General features: G+C 66.9%; 16 protein-coding genes and 1 tRNA gene. 13 read left to right on the top strand and 4 right to left on the bottom strand.

The window, feature by feature from the left end:
* Positions 1 to 235: 235 nt before the first annotated feature.
* A complete protein-coding gene (gene ssb / locus IEY14_RS02215; RefSeq protein WP_188906583.1) occupies positions 236 to 763 on the top strand; it encodes a single-stranded DNA-binding protein in 528 nt (175 codons plus the stop codon).
* Positions 764 to 1,037: 274 nt separating this feature from the next.
* Positions 1,038 to 3,731 carry a DNA gyrase subunit A gene (gene gyrA / locus IEY14_RS02220; protein ID WP_188907352.1) on the top strand — a complete coding sequence of 898 codons (2,694 nt, stop codon included), beginning with the start codon at positions 1,038 to 1,040 and terminating at the stop codon, positions 3,729 to 3,731.
* A gap of 49 nt (positions 3,732 to 3,780) precedes the next feature.
* Here the strand turns inward: gyrA and IEY14_RS26075 are convergent, their stop codons facing one another.
* Positions 3,781 to 3,909, bottom strand: coding sequence for a hypothetical protein (locus tag IEY14_RS26075; protein WP_280515010.1), 129 nt, complete (start codon positions 3,907 to 3,909; stop codon positions 3,781 to 3,783).
* Positions 3,910 to 4,116: 207 nt separating this feature from the next.
* Between IEY14_RS26075 and coaD the strand changes: the two genes are divergently transcribed.
* From coaD to tgt, 5 genes are all read left to right on the top strand, one after another.
* Positions 4,117 to 4,608, top strand: coding sequence for a pantetheine-phosphate adenylyltransferase (gene coaD, locus IEY14_RS02225; RefSeq protein ID WP_188906584.1), 492 nt, complete (start codon positions 4,117 to 4,119; stop codon positions 4,606 to 4,608).
* 14 nt (positions 4,609 to 4,622) lie between these two features.
* Positions 4,623 to 5,171, top strand: a complete 549-nt coding sequence (locus IEY14_RS02230) for a peptidylprolyl isomerase (RefSeq protein ID WP_188906585.1) — start codon at positions 4,623 to 4,625, stop codon at positions 5,169 to 5,171.
* Between the two features lie 115 nt (positions 5,172 to 5,286).
* Positions 5,287 to 5,793, top strand: a complete 507-nt coding sequence (locus IEY14_RS02235; protein ID WP_188906586.1) for a peptidylprolyl isomerase — start codon at positions 5,287 to 5,289, stop codon at positions 5,791 to 5,793.
* A complete protein-coding gene (gene queA / locus IEY14_RS02240) occupies positions 5,793 to 6,872 on the top strand; it encodes a tRNA preQ1(34) S-adenosylmethionine ribosyltransferase-isomerase QueA (RefSeq protein WP_188906587.1) in 1,080 nt (359 codons plus the stop codon). The genes IEY14_RS02235 and queA overlap by 1 nt, the downstream gene beginning before the upstream one ends.
* Positions 6,869 to 7,999 carry a tRNA guanosine(34) transglycosylase Tgt gene (tgt, locus tag IEY14_RS02245; protein WP_188906588.1) on the top strand — a complete coding sequence of 377 codons (1,131 nt, stop codon included), beginning with the start codon at positions 6,869 to 6,871 and terminating at the stop codon, positions 7,997 to 7,999. The genes queA and tgt overlap by 4 nt, the downstream gene beginning before the upstream one ends.
* A gap of 7 nt (positions 8,000 to 8,006) precedes the next feature.
* Here tgt and IEY14_RS02250 read toward each other — a convergent pair whose 3' ends face one another.
* Positions 8,007 to 8,426, bottom strand: a complete 420-nt coding sequence (locus IEY14_RS02250; protein ID WP_188906589.1) for a DUF4864 domain-containing protein — start codon at positions 8,424 to 8,426, stop codon at positions 8,007 to 8,009.
* Positions 8,427 to 8,601: 175 nt separating this feature from the next.
* On the opposite strand from IEY14_RS02250, the gene IEY14_RS02255 reads away from it, so the two are divergent.
* Together IEY14_RS02255 and IEY14_RS02260 are read left to right on the top strand one after the other, a co-directional pair.
* On the top strand, positions 8,602 to 8,874 hold the full coding sequence (locus IEY14_RS02255; RefSeq protein WP_188906590.1) for a hypothetical protein: 273 nt from the start codon (positions 8,602 to 8,604) through the stop codon (positions 8,872 to 8,874).
* Between the two features lie 105 nt (positions 8,875 to 8,979).
* Positions 8,980 to 9,156, top strand: a complete 177-nt coding sequence (locus IEY14_RS02260) for a hypothetical protein (RefSeq protein ID WP_188906591.1) — start codon at positions 8,980 to 8,982, stop codon at positions 9,154 to 9,156.
* Between the two features lie 192 nt (positions 9,157 to 9,348).
* Here IEY14_RS02260 and IEY14_RS02265 read toward each other — a convergent pair whose 3' ends face one another.
* Together IEY14_RS02265 and IEY14_RS02270 are read right to left on the bottom strand one after the other, a co-directional pair.
* A complete protein-coding gene (locus tag IEY14_RS02265) occupies positions 9,349 to 11,136 on the bottom strand; it encodes a thiamine pyrophosphate-requiring protein (RefSeq protein WP_188906592.1) in 1,788 nt (595 codons plus the stop codon).
* 224 nt (positions 11,137 to 11,360) lie between these two features.
* Positions 11,361 to 11,436 (bottom strand) — tRNA-Lys (locus IEY14_RS02270).
* Positions 11,437 to 11,614: 178 nt separating this feature from the next.
* Here IEY14_RS02270 and IEY14_RS02275 point away from each other — a divergent pair.
* From IEY14_RS02275 to IEY14_RS02290, 4 genes are all read left to right on the top strand, one after another.
* Positions 11,615 to 12,358 (top strand): cytochrome c biogenesis CcdA family protein, encoded by a 744-nt coding sequence (locus IEY14_RS02275; protein ID WP_188907353.1) that lies wholly within the window; start codon positions 11,615 to 11,617, stop codon positions 12,356 to 12,358.
* Positions 12,359 to 12,445: 87 nt separating this feature from the next.
* Positions 12,446 to 13,810 (top strand): bifunctional UDP-N-acetylglucosamine diphosphorylase/glucosamine-1-phosphate N-acetyltransferase GlmU, encoded by a 1,365-nt coding sequence (glmU, locus tag IEY14_RS02280; RefSeq protein WP_188906593.1) that lies wholly within the window; start codon positions 12,446 to 12,448, stop codon positions 13,808 to 13,810.
* 25 nt (positions 13,811 to 13,835) lie between these two features.
* Positions 13,836 to 15,662 (top strand): glutamine--fructose-6-phosphate transaminase (isomerizing), encoded by a 1,827-nt coding sequence (gene glmS / locus IEY14_RS02285; protein ID WP_188906594.1) that lies wholly within the window; start codon positions 13,836 to 13,838, stop codon positions 15,660 to 15,662.
* Positions 15,663 to 15,750: 88 nt separating this feature from the next.
* On the top strand, positions 15,751 to 16,434 hold the full coding sequence (locus IEY14_RS02290; protein ID WP_373288885.1) for a DUF502 domain-containing protein: 684 nt from the start codon (positions 15,751 to 15,753) through the stop codon (positions 16,432 to 16,434).
* Positions 16,435 to 16,439 lie beyond the last annotated feature (5 nt).

A 16,439-nucleotide genomic window follows, 5' to 3' on the forward strand; every position in this document is an offset into this window, starting at 1 on the left:
CGTTCCAGGGACATGCCGCCGCGCCCCGCTAGATAACCATCGTCGCCGGGATGTCGAGGCGCCAGAATGACGCCCGCTTTGCGTCGCGGGTTAGAACATACTATGAACACCTTGTCGATACGGCCTTCCCGGCAACGGATTGGGGAAAACGCATTTCCGCTCCGCGCGGTCGGCGAAACGCCTATATATGGACGGATGAGCCGGCCGGACCGGCACAGCGAAGGGATGGTCAGCCATGGCCGGCAGCGTGAACAAGGTCATTCTCGTGGGCAATCTCGGGGCCGATCCCGAAATCCGCCGGCTGAATTCCGGCGATGCGGTCGTCAACCTGCGCATCGCCACGACCGAAAGCTGGCGGGACCGTCAGTCGGGCGAGCGCAAGGAGCGCACCGAATGGCATAACGTCGTGATCTTCAACGAAAATCTCACGAAGGTCGCCGAGCAGTATCTGAAGAAGGGCTCGACCGTCTACATCGAGGGCCAGTTGCAGACCCGTTCCTGGGAAGATCAGCAGGGCCAGAAGCGCTACACGACGGAAGTCGTGCTCCAGCGCTTCCGCGGCGAGTTGCAGATGCTGGGCGGTCGCGGCGAAGGCGGCGATTACGATCGGGGCGGCAGCGGCGGCGGTTTCGGCGGCGGGCGCGGCGAGGAGGATCGGGGTTCGTCGCGGCGCGGCGGCGGTGGCGGCTACGAGCGTGGCGGGAGCGGCGGCGGTGGCGGCGGTTCGCGCGGCGGCGACATGGACGACGAGATTCCCTTCTGAGAATCCCGCCCGGAACCCTCCCAAAAGGTTTCGACAGGCGCATTTTACCGGTCGCGGGGTTGGGCTTGGCGGCGGCGCCGAGCCCAACTCGTTGAAAACCTTCGACGAAATCACCATCTCGGAGGAGCCGGCGGATTTGCCTTCGCCGTGATGGGCTTGCTATAGACGCCCTTCAGCCTTTCCTTCCTCCGGATCTGCAATATTGGCCGACAAGATCGACGAGACCCCGCCCGAGCCGCCGCGCGGCATCGAAAGCATCTCCATCGTCGAGGAGATGCGGCGGTCCTATCTCGACTATGCGATGAGCGTCATCGTCAGCCGCGCGCTGCCCGATGTGCGCGACGGGTTGAAGCCCGTCCATCGCCGCGTGCTCTTCGCGATGCATGAGATGGGCCTGACCTCGACGCGCGCCTTCCGCAAGTCGGCCGGCGTCGTCGGCGAAGTGATGGGCAAGTACCATCCGCATGGCGATGCCTCGATCTACGACGCCCTCGTGCGCATGGCGCAGGACTGGTCGCTCCGCGCGCCGCTCATCAACGGCCAGGGCAATTTCGGCTCGATCGACGGCGATCCGCCGGCGGCGATGCGCTACACCGAATCCCGTCTCCAGAAGGTCTCCGACGCGCTCCTCGAGGACATCGACAAGGAGACCGTCAACTTCCAGGAGAATTACGACGGGCGCGAGATGGAGCCCGTCGTCCTGCCGGCGCGCTTCCCGAATCTGCTCGTCAACGGCTCGGGCGGCATCGCGGTCGGCATGGCCACCAACGTGCCGCCGCACAATCTCGGCGAGGTGGTCGACGGCTGCATCGCGATGATCGATAATCCGGTGATCACGCTGGACGAGATGCTGCAATACGTGCCGGGCCCCGATTTTCCGACCGGCGCGCTGGTGCTCGGCCGCGCCGGCATCCGCGAGGCCTATTCGACGGGCCGCGGCTCGATCCTGATGCGCGGCAAGGTGCATATCGAGCCGCTGCGCGGCGACCGCGAATCGATCATCGTCACCGAGGTTCCCTATCAGGTGAACAAGGCGACGATGATCGAGAAGATGGCCGAACTGGTGCGCGACAAGCGTATCGAGGGCATCAGCGACATCCGCGACGAGAGCGACCGCGACGGCTATCGCGTCGTGGTCGAGTTGAAGCGCGAGGCGTCGAGCGACGTCGTCCTGAATCAGCTCTACCGCTTCACCCCGCTCCAGACCTCCTTCGGCGCCAATATGGTGGCTTTGAACGGCGGCAAGCCGGAGCAGATGACGCTGCTCGACATGCTCGGCGCCTTCATCGCCTTCCGCGAGGAAGTGGTGAATCGGCGCACGCGCTTCCTTCTGCGTAAGGCGCGCGAGCGGGCGCATGTCTTGGTCGGCCTCGCCATCGCCGTCGCCAATATCGACGAGATCATCAAGCTCATCCGCGAAGCGCCCGATCCGCAGACGGCGCGCGAGCGGATGATGGCGCGCGAATGGGACGCGAGCGACGTCGCGCCGCTGATCCGCCTCATTGACGATCCTCGCCACCGCATTTCGGAGGAGGGCACCTATCGCCTCTCCGAGACGCAGGCCCGCGCCATTCTCGACCTTCGCCTACAGCGCCTCACGGCGCTCGGCCGCGACGAGATCGGCGACGAGCTGAACAAGATCGGCGAGGAGATCCGCGAATATCTCGAAATCCTCGGCTCGCGCCTGCGGGTGCGCGAGATCGTCAAGGCCGAGCTCCTGGCGGTGAAGCTCGAATATGCCAATCCGCGCCGCACCGAACTTCTCGAAGGCGCGGCCGATCTCGAAGACGAGGACCTGATCCCGCGCGAGGACATGGTCGTCACCGTCAGCCATGGCGGCTATATCAAGCGCGTGCCGCTCGGCACCTACCGGGCGCAGCGGCGTGGCGGCAAGGGCCGCTCCGGCATGACGTTGAAGGGTGACGAGGATTCGGTGACGCGCGTCTTCGTCGCCAATACCCATACGCCGATCCTGTTCTTCTCCTCGCGCGGCATCGTCTACAAGGAAAAGGTCTGGCGCCTGCCGCAGGGCAATCCGACCTCGCGCGGCAAGGCCCTCGTCAACCTTTTGCCTCTGGAAAAGGACGAACGGATCACGTCCATCCTGCCGCTGCCGAACGACGAGGCGCAGGCGGCCGAACTGAACGTCATGTTCGCGACGACCAAGGGCACGGTGCGCCGCAACAAGCTGGCGGACTTCCTTCAGGTGAACCGCAACGGCAAGATCGCGATGAAGCTGGAAGAGGCCGGCGACGAGATCCTCGCCGTCGCCATCTGTTCGGAAAGCGACGACGTGCTGCTGACGGCCAATTCCGGCTATTGCATCCGTTTCCAGGCGGACGAGGTGCGCCTCTTCGCCGGCCGCAATTCCATCGGCGTGCGCGGCATGGCGCTCAGCAACGGCGACCGCCTGATCTCCATGGCGATCCTCCGCCACGTCGAGGCTTCTCCCGCCGAACGCGCCGCCTATCTGAAGATGCGCCGCGCCGTGGAGGGCGATGCTTCGGCCGAGACGTCGAGCGATGAGGAAGCGGTCGAGGACGTGTCGATCAGCCAGGAGCGCTATGCCTTCCTCAGCGCCGCCGAAGAGCACGTTCTGACGGTCAGCGAGTTCGGCTATGGCAAGCGGGCCTCGTCCTACGATTTCCGCACGACCGGCCGGGGCGGCAAGGGCATCCGGGCGACGGATCTCAGCCGTGTCGGCGAGATCGGGCCGCTGATCGCCGCCTTCCCGGTGGAACAGGGCGATCAGATCCTCCTGATCTCCGATCGCGGCCAGACGATCCGCGTGCCGGTCGAAGGCATCCGCAAGGCGGGGCGCGCGACGAAGGGCGTCACAATCTTCAATACGGCGGATGGCGAGCGGGTGGTCTCGGTCGAGCGCATTCCGGACCAGGGGACCGGCGAGGGCGTCGACGAGGATGCGGCACCTTTGGCCGACGAGGCGGAAGGCGACGCGGAAGCGTGATCCCGGGCGTCCGGCCTCCGGCCGGGCGACCGTCTTTCGAAGAGGGAGTTTAGTGAAGCGGCCGGCGCTTGCGGACGACGGCCTTCACGCGCGAATTCTCGGCCTCGTTATGCAACGCGACGGCCGTGGCGCTGCAAAGCCCGGCGACCATGGCAAGCGAGAGGACGAGAATCAGCATGGCTCATCTCCAAGTAACGCAAGGGGAATGCGGCCGTTAAGCGTTTGTTCCGACGCCTCGATTCACGCGAACGCGAAGTCTGGCGCCAGGGCCGGCCGAGCTTTCCGAAGCCGCCTTGCCCGCTCCAAGAAATACGACCGCAAGCGTTGACCGCGGGTTGTCGAGCATGATGAAAATTTTCCGAATTCCTTCGGATTCCGGCAAGACATGACACGACGGACAGCGCTCTATCCCGGGTCCTTCGACCCTTTCACCCTCGGCCATCTCGACATTCTGCGGCAGACGGCGCGCCTCTTCGATCACGTCGTGGTCGCGATCGGCATCCATCCCGGTAAGGCGCCGCTCTTCTCCTTCGAGGAGCGCCGCGCGCTGATCGAGGAGGTGGCGCGATCGGAAGGGCTGGGCGATCGAATCGCGGTCGAGAGCTTCGAGGGGCTGGTGGTGGAGGCGGCGCGGCGGCGCGGGGCGGGCGCCCTGATCCGAGGCCTGCGCGACGGGACGGATCTCGATTACGAGATGCAGATGGCCGGCATGAACGGCGTCCTGTCACCGGATCTCGTCACGGTCTTCCTGCCGGCCAGCCCGGCGCGACGGCCCATAACGGCCACATTGGTTCGCCAGATCGCCGCCATGGGCGGCGACGTCGCCCCGTTCGTGCCGCCGGCCGTGGCCGCCGCGCTGCGGGCGAGAAACGCGTGAGGGAAGTGATGCGGATGACTCTTCTGGGCAGACTCGGTCTTTCGGCCGCCATCGGGCTCGCGGCGCTCGTCGGCCCCGTCGCGGCGGCCAGCGCCAAGGACATGATGGTCATCACGACCAAGGACGGCGAGATCGACGTGGCGCTGCGCCCGGATCTCGCGCCCAACCACGTCAAGCAGATCGAGGCGCTCGCCAAGAGGGGCTTCTACGACGGGATCGTCTTCCACCGGGTGATCGACGGGTTCATGGCGCAGACCGGCGATCCGACCGGCACCGGCATGGGCGGCTCCGATCTGCCGGACATCAAGGCGGAATTCTCCAAGCAGCCCTTCAAGCGCGGCACGGTCGGCATGGCGCGCGCCGCCGATCCGAACTCGGCCAATTCGCAGTTCTTCATCATGCTCGCCGATGGCAGCTTCCTCAACGGCCAGTACACGGTGGTCGGCGAGGTGACGAAGGGCATGGACGTGGTCGACAAGATCAAGAAGGGCGATGCCAAGGCCAACGGCACGGTCAACGATCCCGACAAGATGGTGTCGGTGAAGATCGTCCAGGCCAAGTGATTTTCGGCGCCCGGGCTTGCCTCCCGGGCGCCGATCCTCCATTTCGGCATCGGATGCGGCGGGGTCCGGCGACGGGTCCCGCCGAATTTTTGGGATCGAACACAAGGAGGCCGCGATGGCCTACGACAATCCGGAAGACACGCTGATCCTCGAGACGACGAAGGGCCGCGTGGTGATCGCGCTCCGCCCCGATCTCGCGCCGAACCATGTCGCCCATATCAAGGCGCTGGCGCGCGAGGGCGCCTATGACGGCGTCGTCTTCCATCGCGTGATCGAAGGCTTCATGGCGCAGACCGGCGACGTGAAGTTCGGCAAGTCCACCGGCCCGCAATTCGACCCGAACCGCGCCGGCATGGGCGGCTCGGACAAGCCGAACCTCAAGGCCGAGTTCAATTCCGAGCCGCATGTGCGCGGCACCGCGTCCATGGCCCGCGCCCAGAGCCCGGATTCCGCCAATTCGCAGTTCTTCATCTGCTTCGACGACGCGCCCTTCCTCAACCGCCAGTACACGGTCTGGGGCAAGGTCATCGAGGGCATGGAGAATGTCGATCAGATCAAGCGCGGCGAGCCGGTGCGCGATCCCGACAAGATCGTCTCCATGAAGGTCGCCGCCGACGCCTGATGCGCGTCGACGCCTTCGATTTCGACCTGCCGGAGCGCCTCATCGCGCTTCGGCCGGCCGTGCCGCGCGAAAGCGCGCGGCTTCTCGCGGTGGACGGGACCGGCGCGCTAGCCGACCGCGCCATCGCCGACCTGCCGTCGCTGCTTGAGCCGGGCGACGTTCTCGTCTTCAACGACACCCGCGTCATTCCCGCCCAGCTCGAAGGCCGCCGTCTCGGGCGCGGCGAGGCCGAGCCCGCCATCGGCGCCACCCTGCACCAGCGTCTCGATCCCGCCACCTGGAAGGCCTTCGTGCGCGGCGCGCGCAAATTGCGGCGCGGCGATCGCGTCCGCTTCGGCGAGGGCTCGGATGTCTGCCTTCTCGGCGCGCTGGAGGCCGAGGTGCGCGAGACGGGCGAGGGCGGCGAGGTGACCTTCGCCTTCGACCTGTCCGGGCCCGCTCTGGACGAGGCGATCGCCGCCGTCGGCCGCATCCCGCTGCCGCCCTATATCGCCTCGAAGCGGGCGGTGGATGAGGCCGACCGGCGCGACTACCAGACGATCCATGCCCGCGAGGAGGGCGCCGTCGCCGCCCCGACGGCCGGTCTTCACTTCACCGAGGCTTTGGTCGCGGCGCTGGACCGGCGCAAGATCGGGCGCGAATATCTGACGCTGCATGTCGGTGCCGGCACCTTCCTGCCGGTGAAGGCAGAGACGACCGAAGCGCATCGCATGCATGCCGAGAACGGCCATATCGACGCCGCGACGGCCGAGCGGCTGAATGCCGTGCGCGCGAAGGGCGGCCGGCTCGTCGCGGTCGGCACGACGTCGCTGCGCCTTCTCGAAAGCGCCGCCGATGCGGACGGCACCATCCGCCCGTTTTCCGGCGCCACCGACATCTTCATCACGCCCGGCTATCGCTTCCGGGCGGTCGATCGCCTGATGACGAATTTCCACCTGCCGCGCTCGACCCTCTTCATGCTGGTCTCCGCCTTCAGCGGTTTCGAGACGATGCGCCGCGCCTATGCGCATGCCATCGCCGCCGACTATCGCTTCTATTCCTATGGCGATGCCTGCCTTCTCGACCGATCCGCACCATGACCGACCATTTCGCCTTCCGCCTTCTCGCGACCGATGGACGGGCGCGACGCGGCGAGATCACCATGCCGCGCGGCACGATCCGCACGCCCGCCTTCATGCCGGTCGGCACCGGCGGCACGGTGAAGGCGATGTATCTCGACCAGGTGCGCGAACTCGGCGCCGACATCATTCTCGGCAATGTCTACCACCTGATGCTGCGGCCGGGCGCGGAGCGCGTGGCGCGGCTCGGCGGGCTGCATGAATTCGCCCGCTGGCCGCATCCGATCCTCACCGATTCCGGCGGCTTCCAGGTCATGTCGCTGGCGGGACTGCGCAAGCTCGACGAGACCGGCGTCGTCTTCAAGTCGCATATCGACGGCTCCGAACATTCGCTGACGCCCGAGCGCTCGATCGAGATCCAGGGCCTGCTCGACAGCGACATCCAGATGCAGCTCGACGAATGCATCCGCCTGCCGGCCGAGCGGGCCGAGATCGAGCGGGCGATGGAAATGTCGCTGCGCTGGGCCGAGCGCTGCAAGGTGGCCTTCGGCGACCAGCCGGGCAAGGCGATGTTCGGCATCGTGCAGGGCGGCGACGTGGTCGATCTGCGGTTGCGCTCGGCCGAGGCGCTCGCGGCGCTCGACCTCAAAGGCTATGCCATCGGCGGCCTCGCGGTCGGCGAGCCGCAGGCGGTGATGCTGTCGATCCTCCACGAGACCTTGCCCGCCATGCCTGAGGCGAAGCCGCGCTATCTCATGGGGGTCGGCACGCCGGACGATATCGTCGAATCGGTGCGGCGCGGCATCGACATGTTCGACTGCGTGATGCCGACGCGCGCCGGCCGGCATGGACTGGCCTTCACGCGGCGCGGCAAGGTGAACCTGAAGAACGCCCGCCATGCGGAAGACCCGCGTCCGCTGGACGAGACCTCCTCCTGCCCGGCGGCGCGCGACTACAGCCGCGCCTATCTGCATCATCTCGTCCGCTCCGACGAGCAGCTCGGCGCGATGCTGCTGACCTGGAACAATCTCGCCTATTACCAGTCGCTGATGGCGGACCTGCGCGACGCGATCGAGCGCGGCGCCTTCGAAAGCCGCGCGGGCGCCATCAAGGACGAATGGGCGCGCGGCGACATCCCGGCGCGTTGAAACCCCGTCAGGCGGACACGTCCTCGCCCTTGCGGATGCGGCAACTGGTGATCTTCAGCGAGCCGTCCGGTTGCCGGCTGAGCGTATAGCTCGCGATATAGCTCTGGCCTTTCGCGTCCGTCATGTTCACATCCTGGCGGAACCCGCCGCCTTCCGCCTGCAACGGCCCGAAGGTCACGTTGCGGGCATCGGCCACGACCGCATAGCCGCCGCGCACCATGGCCATGAAACTGTCGGGCGAGGGAAACATCGCCTTGATGCCGGGCGCCGCATAGGAATAGGCGGCAGCGCCGTCGCCGGCCTTGAACGCATTGAGCTGGGCGGAGATCACGGCCTGGATATCGCCGGCATCGTCGGCGCGCGCGACGAGCGGCGCGGAGAACGACAGCGCGGCGGCAAGGAAGAGGAGGATGCGCGAGCTCGGCATGACGGACCTCGGTTCTGTGGACGAAAGACACAATCTCGCGCAGCTACGGGGGCAGTCAGGACAGGGATGATCAAATCTTGTTGATCGAGGTGGCATTGCTCATCCTGCGTTCAGGTGGAGTCGCCGAGGTTCAGTGAGCGCCCTAGCTTGGTCTGGGGAGTTGAGGAGACATGACATGCGCCCGCTGATGATCGCGCTCGCGCTGGCAATGGCGGGAACGGGTTTGACGGCCTGTGAAACGGCCGGCGTCAACGAAGGGCCGGTCGAATATGCTACGCGTCCCGACTATCGCGACGTCTATCGGCGCCCGCCGCCTCCACCGGTGCGCTACGATACCTATCGCCGCTATGACGATCGCGACGCCTATTACGACGCGCCGCCCCCTCCGCCGCCGCCGCGCCGCTACTATCGTCCCTATGACGGTTATTCCCCCTACGACGCCTATTGAGACGCCGCCTGCCTCCGGCGGGCTTCACGCATCATATCGATTTTAACATTCCGGCAACCTTTCCGGGCCCGGCGCCATTTAGGCGGACGGGACGGAGAGACGGTTATGAAAGTGATCGACGGACGAAAGCGGCTCGGACCCTCGGAACTGACGGCCTATGGCAGTGTCGGCGCGGCGATCCTCTTCATCTTCGCGCTGACATTCGGCCTGTTCGATCACCCGCCGGCCGACCGGCAGGTGGCCTCCAACGCGAGTCAGGCCGAAGCTGTTTCTACGCCTTGAGCGGGATGGCTTTGCCGGCGCTTACCGCTTTCGGATCGGCGACCGCCTCGGCCCAGGGAGGTCGCCCAATATCCCTCGTCGCGGCTTTGAAACAAATTCGATAGTTGCTTCGATCACGTCGTCTTACGGCGTGATCTATTCCTTCGACCACGCACCGGCCCCATGGCCGGCACGCCGTCGAGGTCGATTTCTCTACTTCTCCCCCGGCAGAACCGACGCCAGAACCTGACGCGCCGTATTGGCGATGATGCCGCCCTCGCGCTGATCACCCTGCGCCAGCGTCGACATGAAGGCCTTGGCCTGCGCGAGCTTGATATGCGGCGGCAGCGGCGGAACCTCGGGATCGGTCTTGACCTCCAGCACTACGGGCCGCTCGCTGGCCAGCGCGACGTCCCAGGCGGCGCCGAGCTTTTCGGGATCGTCCACATAGATCCCCTTGAAGCCGATCAGCTCGCCGAACTTGTGATAGGGAACGTTCGGGATCTCCTGGCTCGCGACGAATTTCGGATCGCCCTCCATCACCCGCTGCTCCCAGGTCACCTGGTTCAAGTCCTCGTTGTTGAAGACGCAAACCACCCAGGTCTTGTTCGGGAAGCGGTCCCAATATTTGGCGAGCGTGATCAACTCGGCCATGTTGTTCATCTGCATGGCGCCGTCGCCGACCAGGGCCACCACCGGACGGTCGGGATGGGCGAATTTCGCGGCGATCGCATAGGGAACGGCCGCGCCCATCGAGGCGAGGCCGCCGGACAGTGAGCCCATCATGCCAGACCGCAGCTTCAGGTCGCGCGCATACCAATTGGCGCAGGAGCCGGAATCGGAGGTGACGATCGCCCGGTCCGGCAGGCGCGGCGACAATTCCCAGACGACGCGTTGCGGATTGACCGGATCGGCCTTGGCCGTGGCGCGGTCTTCCGCCAGTTTCCACCAGCGCGCGGTGCTCTTCTCCACGCGCTCGCGCCAGGACCGGTCGCTCTTGCGCACGAGAAGCGGTAGAAGCGCCTTCAGCGTTTCCTTCGCCTCGCCCTGAAGATTGACCTCCATTGGATAGCGGATCGACAGCATGTCCGCCTTGAGATCGATCTGGACCCCGCGCGCGGCGCCTTCCTTCGGCAGGAATTCCGAATAGGGGAAGCCCGAGCCGACCATCAGCAGCGTGTCGCAATGCTGCATGAGATCCCAGCTCGCCTCCGTGCCGAGGAGCCCGATGGAGCCGGTGACGAAGGGCAGGGCATCCGGCAGGACCGCCTTGCCGAGCAGGGCCTTCGCGACGCCGGCGCCAAGCACGTCCGCGACCGCCGCCACCTCGTCGCCGGCACCGAGCGCGCCGGCGCCGACGAGCATCGCCACCTTCTTGCCCTCGTTCAGCACCGCGGCGGCCCGTTGCAGGTCGGCGTCGAAGGGCACGACCTTCGGCCGGGAATAGCCGACGCCGGACAGGACTGCGCCATGCGCGCGCGGCGGCTCTTCGTAGGGCAGGTCCTGGAGGTCGTTCGGGAAGATCAGCGCCGCGACCTTCCGTTCGCCGAGCGCCGTGCGGATGCCGCGATCGATCATGTGGCGCACCTGGGCGGGCGCCATCGCCTGCTGCACATAGGCGCCGGCCACATCCTTGAACATCGAGACGAGATCGAGCTCCTGCTGGTAATGCGCCCCGACGGCGGTGCGCGCTTGCTGCCCGACCAGCGCGAGCACCGGCTGATGATCGAGCCGCGCATCGTAGAGACCGGTCAGGAGATGCGAGGCGCCGGGGCCGGAGGTCGCGATGCAGACGCCGAGTTCGCCGGTGAACTTGGCATGGGCGGAGGCCATGAAGGCCGCCATTTCCTCGTGACGCGCCTGCACGAACTCGATCGTTCCGAGCGAGCGGCGCATGGCGCCGAAGACGCCGTTGATGCCGTCGCCGGGATAGCCGAAGATCCGCTTCACGCCCCAGGCGGCAAGCCGCTCCACGATGAAGTCGCCGACGGTCTGGCTCATGAACGGCTCCGTTCGCTGCGAAAAGGAACGGGCACGGCCGAACGATCCGCGCCGCGCCCCTCCGCCTAACGCCGCGTCGCCCGATCTCGTTCACTGCGCGCGTCGTGTCCTGTGTTCTGAGGTCTCCACAGACGCTCGCCTTCGACGAAACGGAGCCACGCCGGCAAGCGATGGCGCGACGGACAGGACAGCCGTGATCGAAGCTTTTGAATCGGAGCGGAAAATGGTGAGCGCGCTGGGACTCGAACCCAGGACCTACAGATTAAAAGTCCGTTGCTCTACCAACTGAGCTACGCGCTCCCGAGCCCGCCGGGAGAATCCGGCAGGCGGGTCGCCTTCCCATAGGAAGCGGGCCGCCCACGGTCAACCGGAATCTCCGCGCGCCCGGCTCCGATTGGCATCGCTTTGGCGAGGTTTCCGCGGCTTTGGCGGGGTGCTAGAACGGCCGCGCGATGAGGATCGAAGCGACCGCCCCTTGATTTCCGACGTCACCTATTCCTGGGCGATCCTCGCCGGCGCGCTCTCCTTCCTGTCGCCCTGCGTCCTGCCGCTGGTGCCGCCCTATCTCTGCTACATGGCCGGCGTTTCGGTGGAGGAGCTGCGCGGCGGTCCGTCCCGAAGCGGCGCGCAGGCCGGATACGGCCGCGTCGTCGGCAGTGCCATGCTCTTCGTTCTCGGCTTCTCGACGGTCTTCGTCGCCCTCGGCGCGGGAGCGAGTTCGATCGGCCGCCTGCTCCGCGAGAATCTGTCCTGGCTCGGCATCGCCGCCGGCCTCGCGATCATCGTCATGGGTCTCAACTTCCTCGGCGTCTTCCGTCTGCGCTTTCTGGCGGGCGAGAAGCGCTTCCGCTCGCCCGATCGGCCGGGCAGCTTTCTCGGCGCCTATCTGATGGGCCTCGCCTTCGCCTTCGGCTGGACACCCTGTATCGGCCCGGTTCTCGGCGCGATTCTGGGGCTGGCCGGCGCGCGCGACACGGTGGGCGAGGGCGCCCTCATGCTCGGCGCCTATTCGCTCGGGCTCGGCATTCCCTTCCTCTTCGCCGCCGCCTTCTCAGGCCTTTTTCTCGCTTGGTCGCGGCGGCTTCGCCGCCATTTCGGCATGATCGAGAAGGCGATGGGCGGCCTTCTGGTCGTCACCGGCGTCCTGTTCCTGACCGGGGGAATGCAGAGCCTATCTTTCTGGCTGCTCGAGACCTTCCCGGCTCTTCAGAAGATCGGGTAACCCTTCCGCGCGGTTCTGGCCGCATCCGCAAGACGAGCCGGCCCTTCTCCACTATAGGTCGCGCCCACTGCTTCGCCGAGGTCGAGAATGTCGAGAACCTGCCTGTCCGTCATCCTGGCCGCCGGCGAGGGCACCCGCATGCGCTCGTCGCGCGCGAAGGTGCTGCACGAGGTCGCGGGCCTGCCGATGGTCGGGCATGTGGTGCGGGTGGCGGAGACGGTCGGTGCCGGCGGCATCGCCCTCGTGACGGGCCGCGACGCCGACAAGGTGGAAACCGCCGTGCGGGCGATCGCGCCGGAGGCGAGCTTCCATGTGCAGGAGCAAAGGCTCGGCACGGCCCATGCGGTGCTCGCGGCGCGTTCGGCCATTGCGGCAGGCTTCGACGACGTCCTCATCCTTTTCGCCGATACGCCGCTCGTGCGGCCGGAGACGCTCGAAAAGGCGCGGCGGTCATTGGCCGACGGGGCCGAGATCTGCGTCGTCGGCTTCCGCCCCGTCGATCCGTCCGGCTATGGCCGCCTGATCGAGGCGGAGGGCGAGCTCGTCGCCATCCGCGAGGACAAGGATGCCAGCGATGCCGAGCGGGCGGTCGGCTTCTGCAATGCCGGGCTGATGGCGGTGCGCGGCGCCGCTCTCCTTTCGCTGCTCGACGCGGTGGGCGATGCCAATGCCAAGGGCGAATTCTATCTGACCGACATCGTCGCGATCGCCCGCGAGCGCGGCGGCGTGGTGCGCGCCATCGAGGCGGATGCCGACGAGGTGCTGGGCGTCAATACGCGCGTCGAGCTCGCCGCCGTCGAGGCGATCTGGCAGGAGCGCCGACGCCGCGAGGCCATGCTGTCCGGCGCGACGCTGATCGCGCCGGGAACGGTGTTCTTCAGCCACGACACCGCGCTCGGCCGCGACGTCGTCGTGGAGCCGAATGTCGTCTTCGGACCGGGCGTCCATGTCGCGGACGGCGTCATCATCCATGCCTTCAGCCATATCGAGGGCGCCTCGGCCGCCAGCGGTGTCTCGGTCGGGCCGTTCGCGCGACTTCGGCCGGGCACGGACCTTGGCGAGGGCGCGAAGGTCGGCAATTTCTGCGAGACTAAGAACGCGCGGATCGAGGCTGGCGCGAAGGTCAATCACCTCACCTATATCGGCGACGCGCGCATCGGCGCGGGCTCGAATATCGGCGCCGGCACGATCACCTGCAATTACGACGGCGCCAACAAGTGGTTCACCGATATCGGCGCCAATGTCTTCGTCGGGTCCGACACGGCGCTGGTTGCGCCGGTGAAGGTCGGCGACGGGGCCTATATCGGCTCCGGCAGCGTGATCACCGAGGAAGTGCCGGCCGATGGCCTCGCCATCGCCCGCGGCCGGCAGGTGGTGAAGGAGGGGCGGGCCGTCGAGCTTCGCGCCCGCGCCGCGGCGATCAAGGCCGCGGCGAAGTCCGGCAAGTCCTGAAGCGCGAAAGGAAGGATCGGCTCCCATGTGCGGCATCATCGGCATCGTCGGCACCAATCCAGTCGCGCATCGCCTAGTCGAGGCGCTGAAGCGGCTCGAATATCGCGGCTATGATTCCGCCGGCATCGCGACGCTCGGGCCGGACGGGCTCGACCGGCGCCGCGCGGAAGGCAAGCTCGTCAATCTGGAACGCTTCGTCGGCGAGAACCCGTTGCCGGGCACGATCGGCATAGGCCATACGCGCTGGGCGACGCATGGCGTGCCGACGGTTCGCAACGCCCATCCTCATGCGACGCAGCGTCTCGCCGTCGTCCATAACGGCATCATCGAGAATTTCCGCGAGCTGCGCGCCGAACTGGAGCGCGACGGCTACCGCTTCGAGAGCGACACGGATTCCGAAGTCGTCGCCGTCCACGCGACGCGCGCGATGGATCGGGGCGCCGCGCCGCGCGAGGCGGTGCACACGACCCTCCGGCGGCTGGAAGGCGCCTTCTCGCTCGCCTTCATCTTCGCCGGCGAGGAGAATCTCCTGATCGGCGCGCGGCGCGGCAGCCCGCTCGCCGTCGGCGAGGGGCGGGGCGAAATGTTCCTCGGCTCCGACGCGATCGCGCTGTCGCCCTTCACCGACGCGATCCGCTATCTCGAGGATGGCGACTGGGTGGTTCTCGACCGCGACGGCGCCACGATCCTCGATGCCGAGGGGCGTGCGGTGGAGCGGGTGCTGACGCGCTCGGTCGGCAAGCCCTTCTATGTCGACAAGGGCAACTACCGGCACTTCATGCAGAAGGAGATCTACGAGCAGCCGGAAGTCGTCGGCCATACGCTCGGCGCCTATGTCGACATGACGAGCGGCCGCTCGCGCCTGCCGGGCGAGGTCGCGCTCGATTTCGGCGCCGTGCGGCGCATGGCGCTTTCCGCCTGCGGCACCGGCTATTACGCCGCCCTGACGGGGCGCTATTTCTTCGAGCGCTATGCGCGGATCGCCTGCGATCTCGATGTCGCGTCCGAGTTCCGCTATCGCGAAAGCCCGCTCGACGGCGTCGATCTGGCGCTTTTCGTGTCGCAGTCGGGCGAGACGGCCGATACGCTCGCCTCGCTGCGCTACGCCAAGGCCGCCGGCCTGAAGACGGCCGCGATCGTCAACGTTCCGGAATCGACCATCGCGCGCGAGGCCGATGCCGCGCTGCCGACGCTCGCCGGCCCGGAGATCGGCGTCGCCTCGACCAAGGCCTTCACCTGCCAGCTGACGGCGCTCGCGGCGCTTTCGGTGCGGGCGGGCGTCGAGCGGGGCCGAATTTCCGGCGCCGAGGAAGCGGAGTTGACGCGCGCGCTCAGCGAGGCGCCGCGCATGATCGCCGAAGCCTTCAAGCTGGAGTCGCAGATTGAGGCGATCGCCCGCGAGATGACGACGCATCGCCATGCGCTGTTCCTCGGGCGCGGCTCCTCCTTCCCCCTCGCGCTCGAAGGGGCGCTGAAGCTGAAGGAGATCAGCTATATCCATGCCGAAGGCTATGCCGCCGGCGAGCTGAAGCACGGGCCGATCGCCCTGATCGACGAGACGATGCCGGTGATCGTCATCGCGCCCTATGACGGCGTGTTCGAGAAGACGGTCTCCAACATGCAGGAAGTGGCGGCGCGGGGCGGCCGGATCATTCTCGTCACCGACGAGAAGGGGGCGAAGGCCGCGCCGGTCGCGGCGGCGGCGACGCTCGTCCTGCCGGACATGCCGGAGATTCTGACGCCGATCGTCTATGCCGTGCCGCTGCAGATGCTCGCCTATCACACGGCGGTGCATATGGGCACGGATGTCGACCAGCCGCGCAACCTGGCGAAATCGGTCACCGTCGAATAGGCGGCCGGCGGCACCGATCACGAAAGCGCTTGTCGCACTGCGGCATGGAGCCTGCTAACGTCCGGCTCCGACAACGGATCGTGCCGCCATGATGGTGAAGCTGCGTACCTATTTCCTCACCGGCTTCGTGATCTGCGCGCCGCTGGCCATCACCATCTGGATCACCTGGGCCTTCATGGAGTGGGTGGACAGCTGGGTGAAACCCTATATCCCGGCGCGCTACGACCCGGACAGCTATCTGTTCGTCAGCGTGCCGGGCTTCGGCCTGCTCGTCGCGCTCGTCCTCATCACGCTGATCGGCTTTCTCACCGCCAATCTCGTCGGCCGCACGATCGTCGGCTGGGGCGAGCGCCTGCTCGGCCGCATGCCGCTGGTGCGCACGCTCTATACGGCGCTGAAGCAGATCTTCGAGACGGTGTTCGCCGACCATTCGTCCTCGTTCAAGACGGCGGCGCTGATCGAATATCCGCGCAAGGGCCTCTGGTCGATCGCTCTCGTGGCGACGACGGCGAAGGGCGAACTCATCGAGAAGTTCGATGGACGCGAGATGCTGGCCGTCTTCCTGCCGCCGACGCCCAATCCGACCTCCGGCTTCCTCATCTACGTGCCGCGCGACGAGGTGAAGATCCTCGACATGCGCGTCGAGGACGCGATGAAGCTCATCGTCTCGGCCGGCATCGTCGGCCCGGAGGGCGACCGGGTGCTGACCCAGGTCGAGGCGTCGAAACTCGTCGCCGAGGAGGCGACGGGCCGGAAGGAAGCGGCCGAATAGAACCG

It is taken from the genome of Aureimonas endophytica, from assembly GCF_014642635.1.
In the GTDB taxonomy this organism is placed as follows: Bacteria; Pseudomonadota; Alphaproteobacteria; order Rhizobiales; family Rhizobiaceae; genus Plantimonas; species Plantimonas endophytica.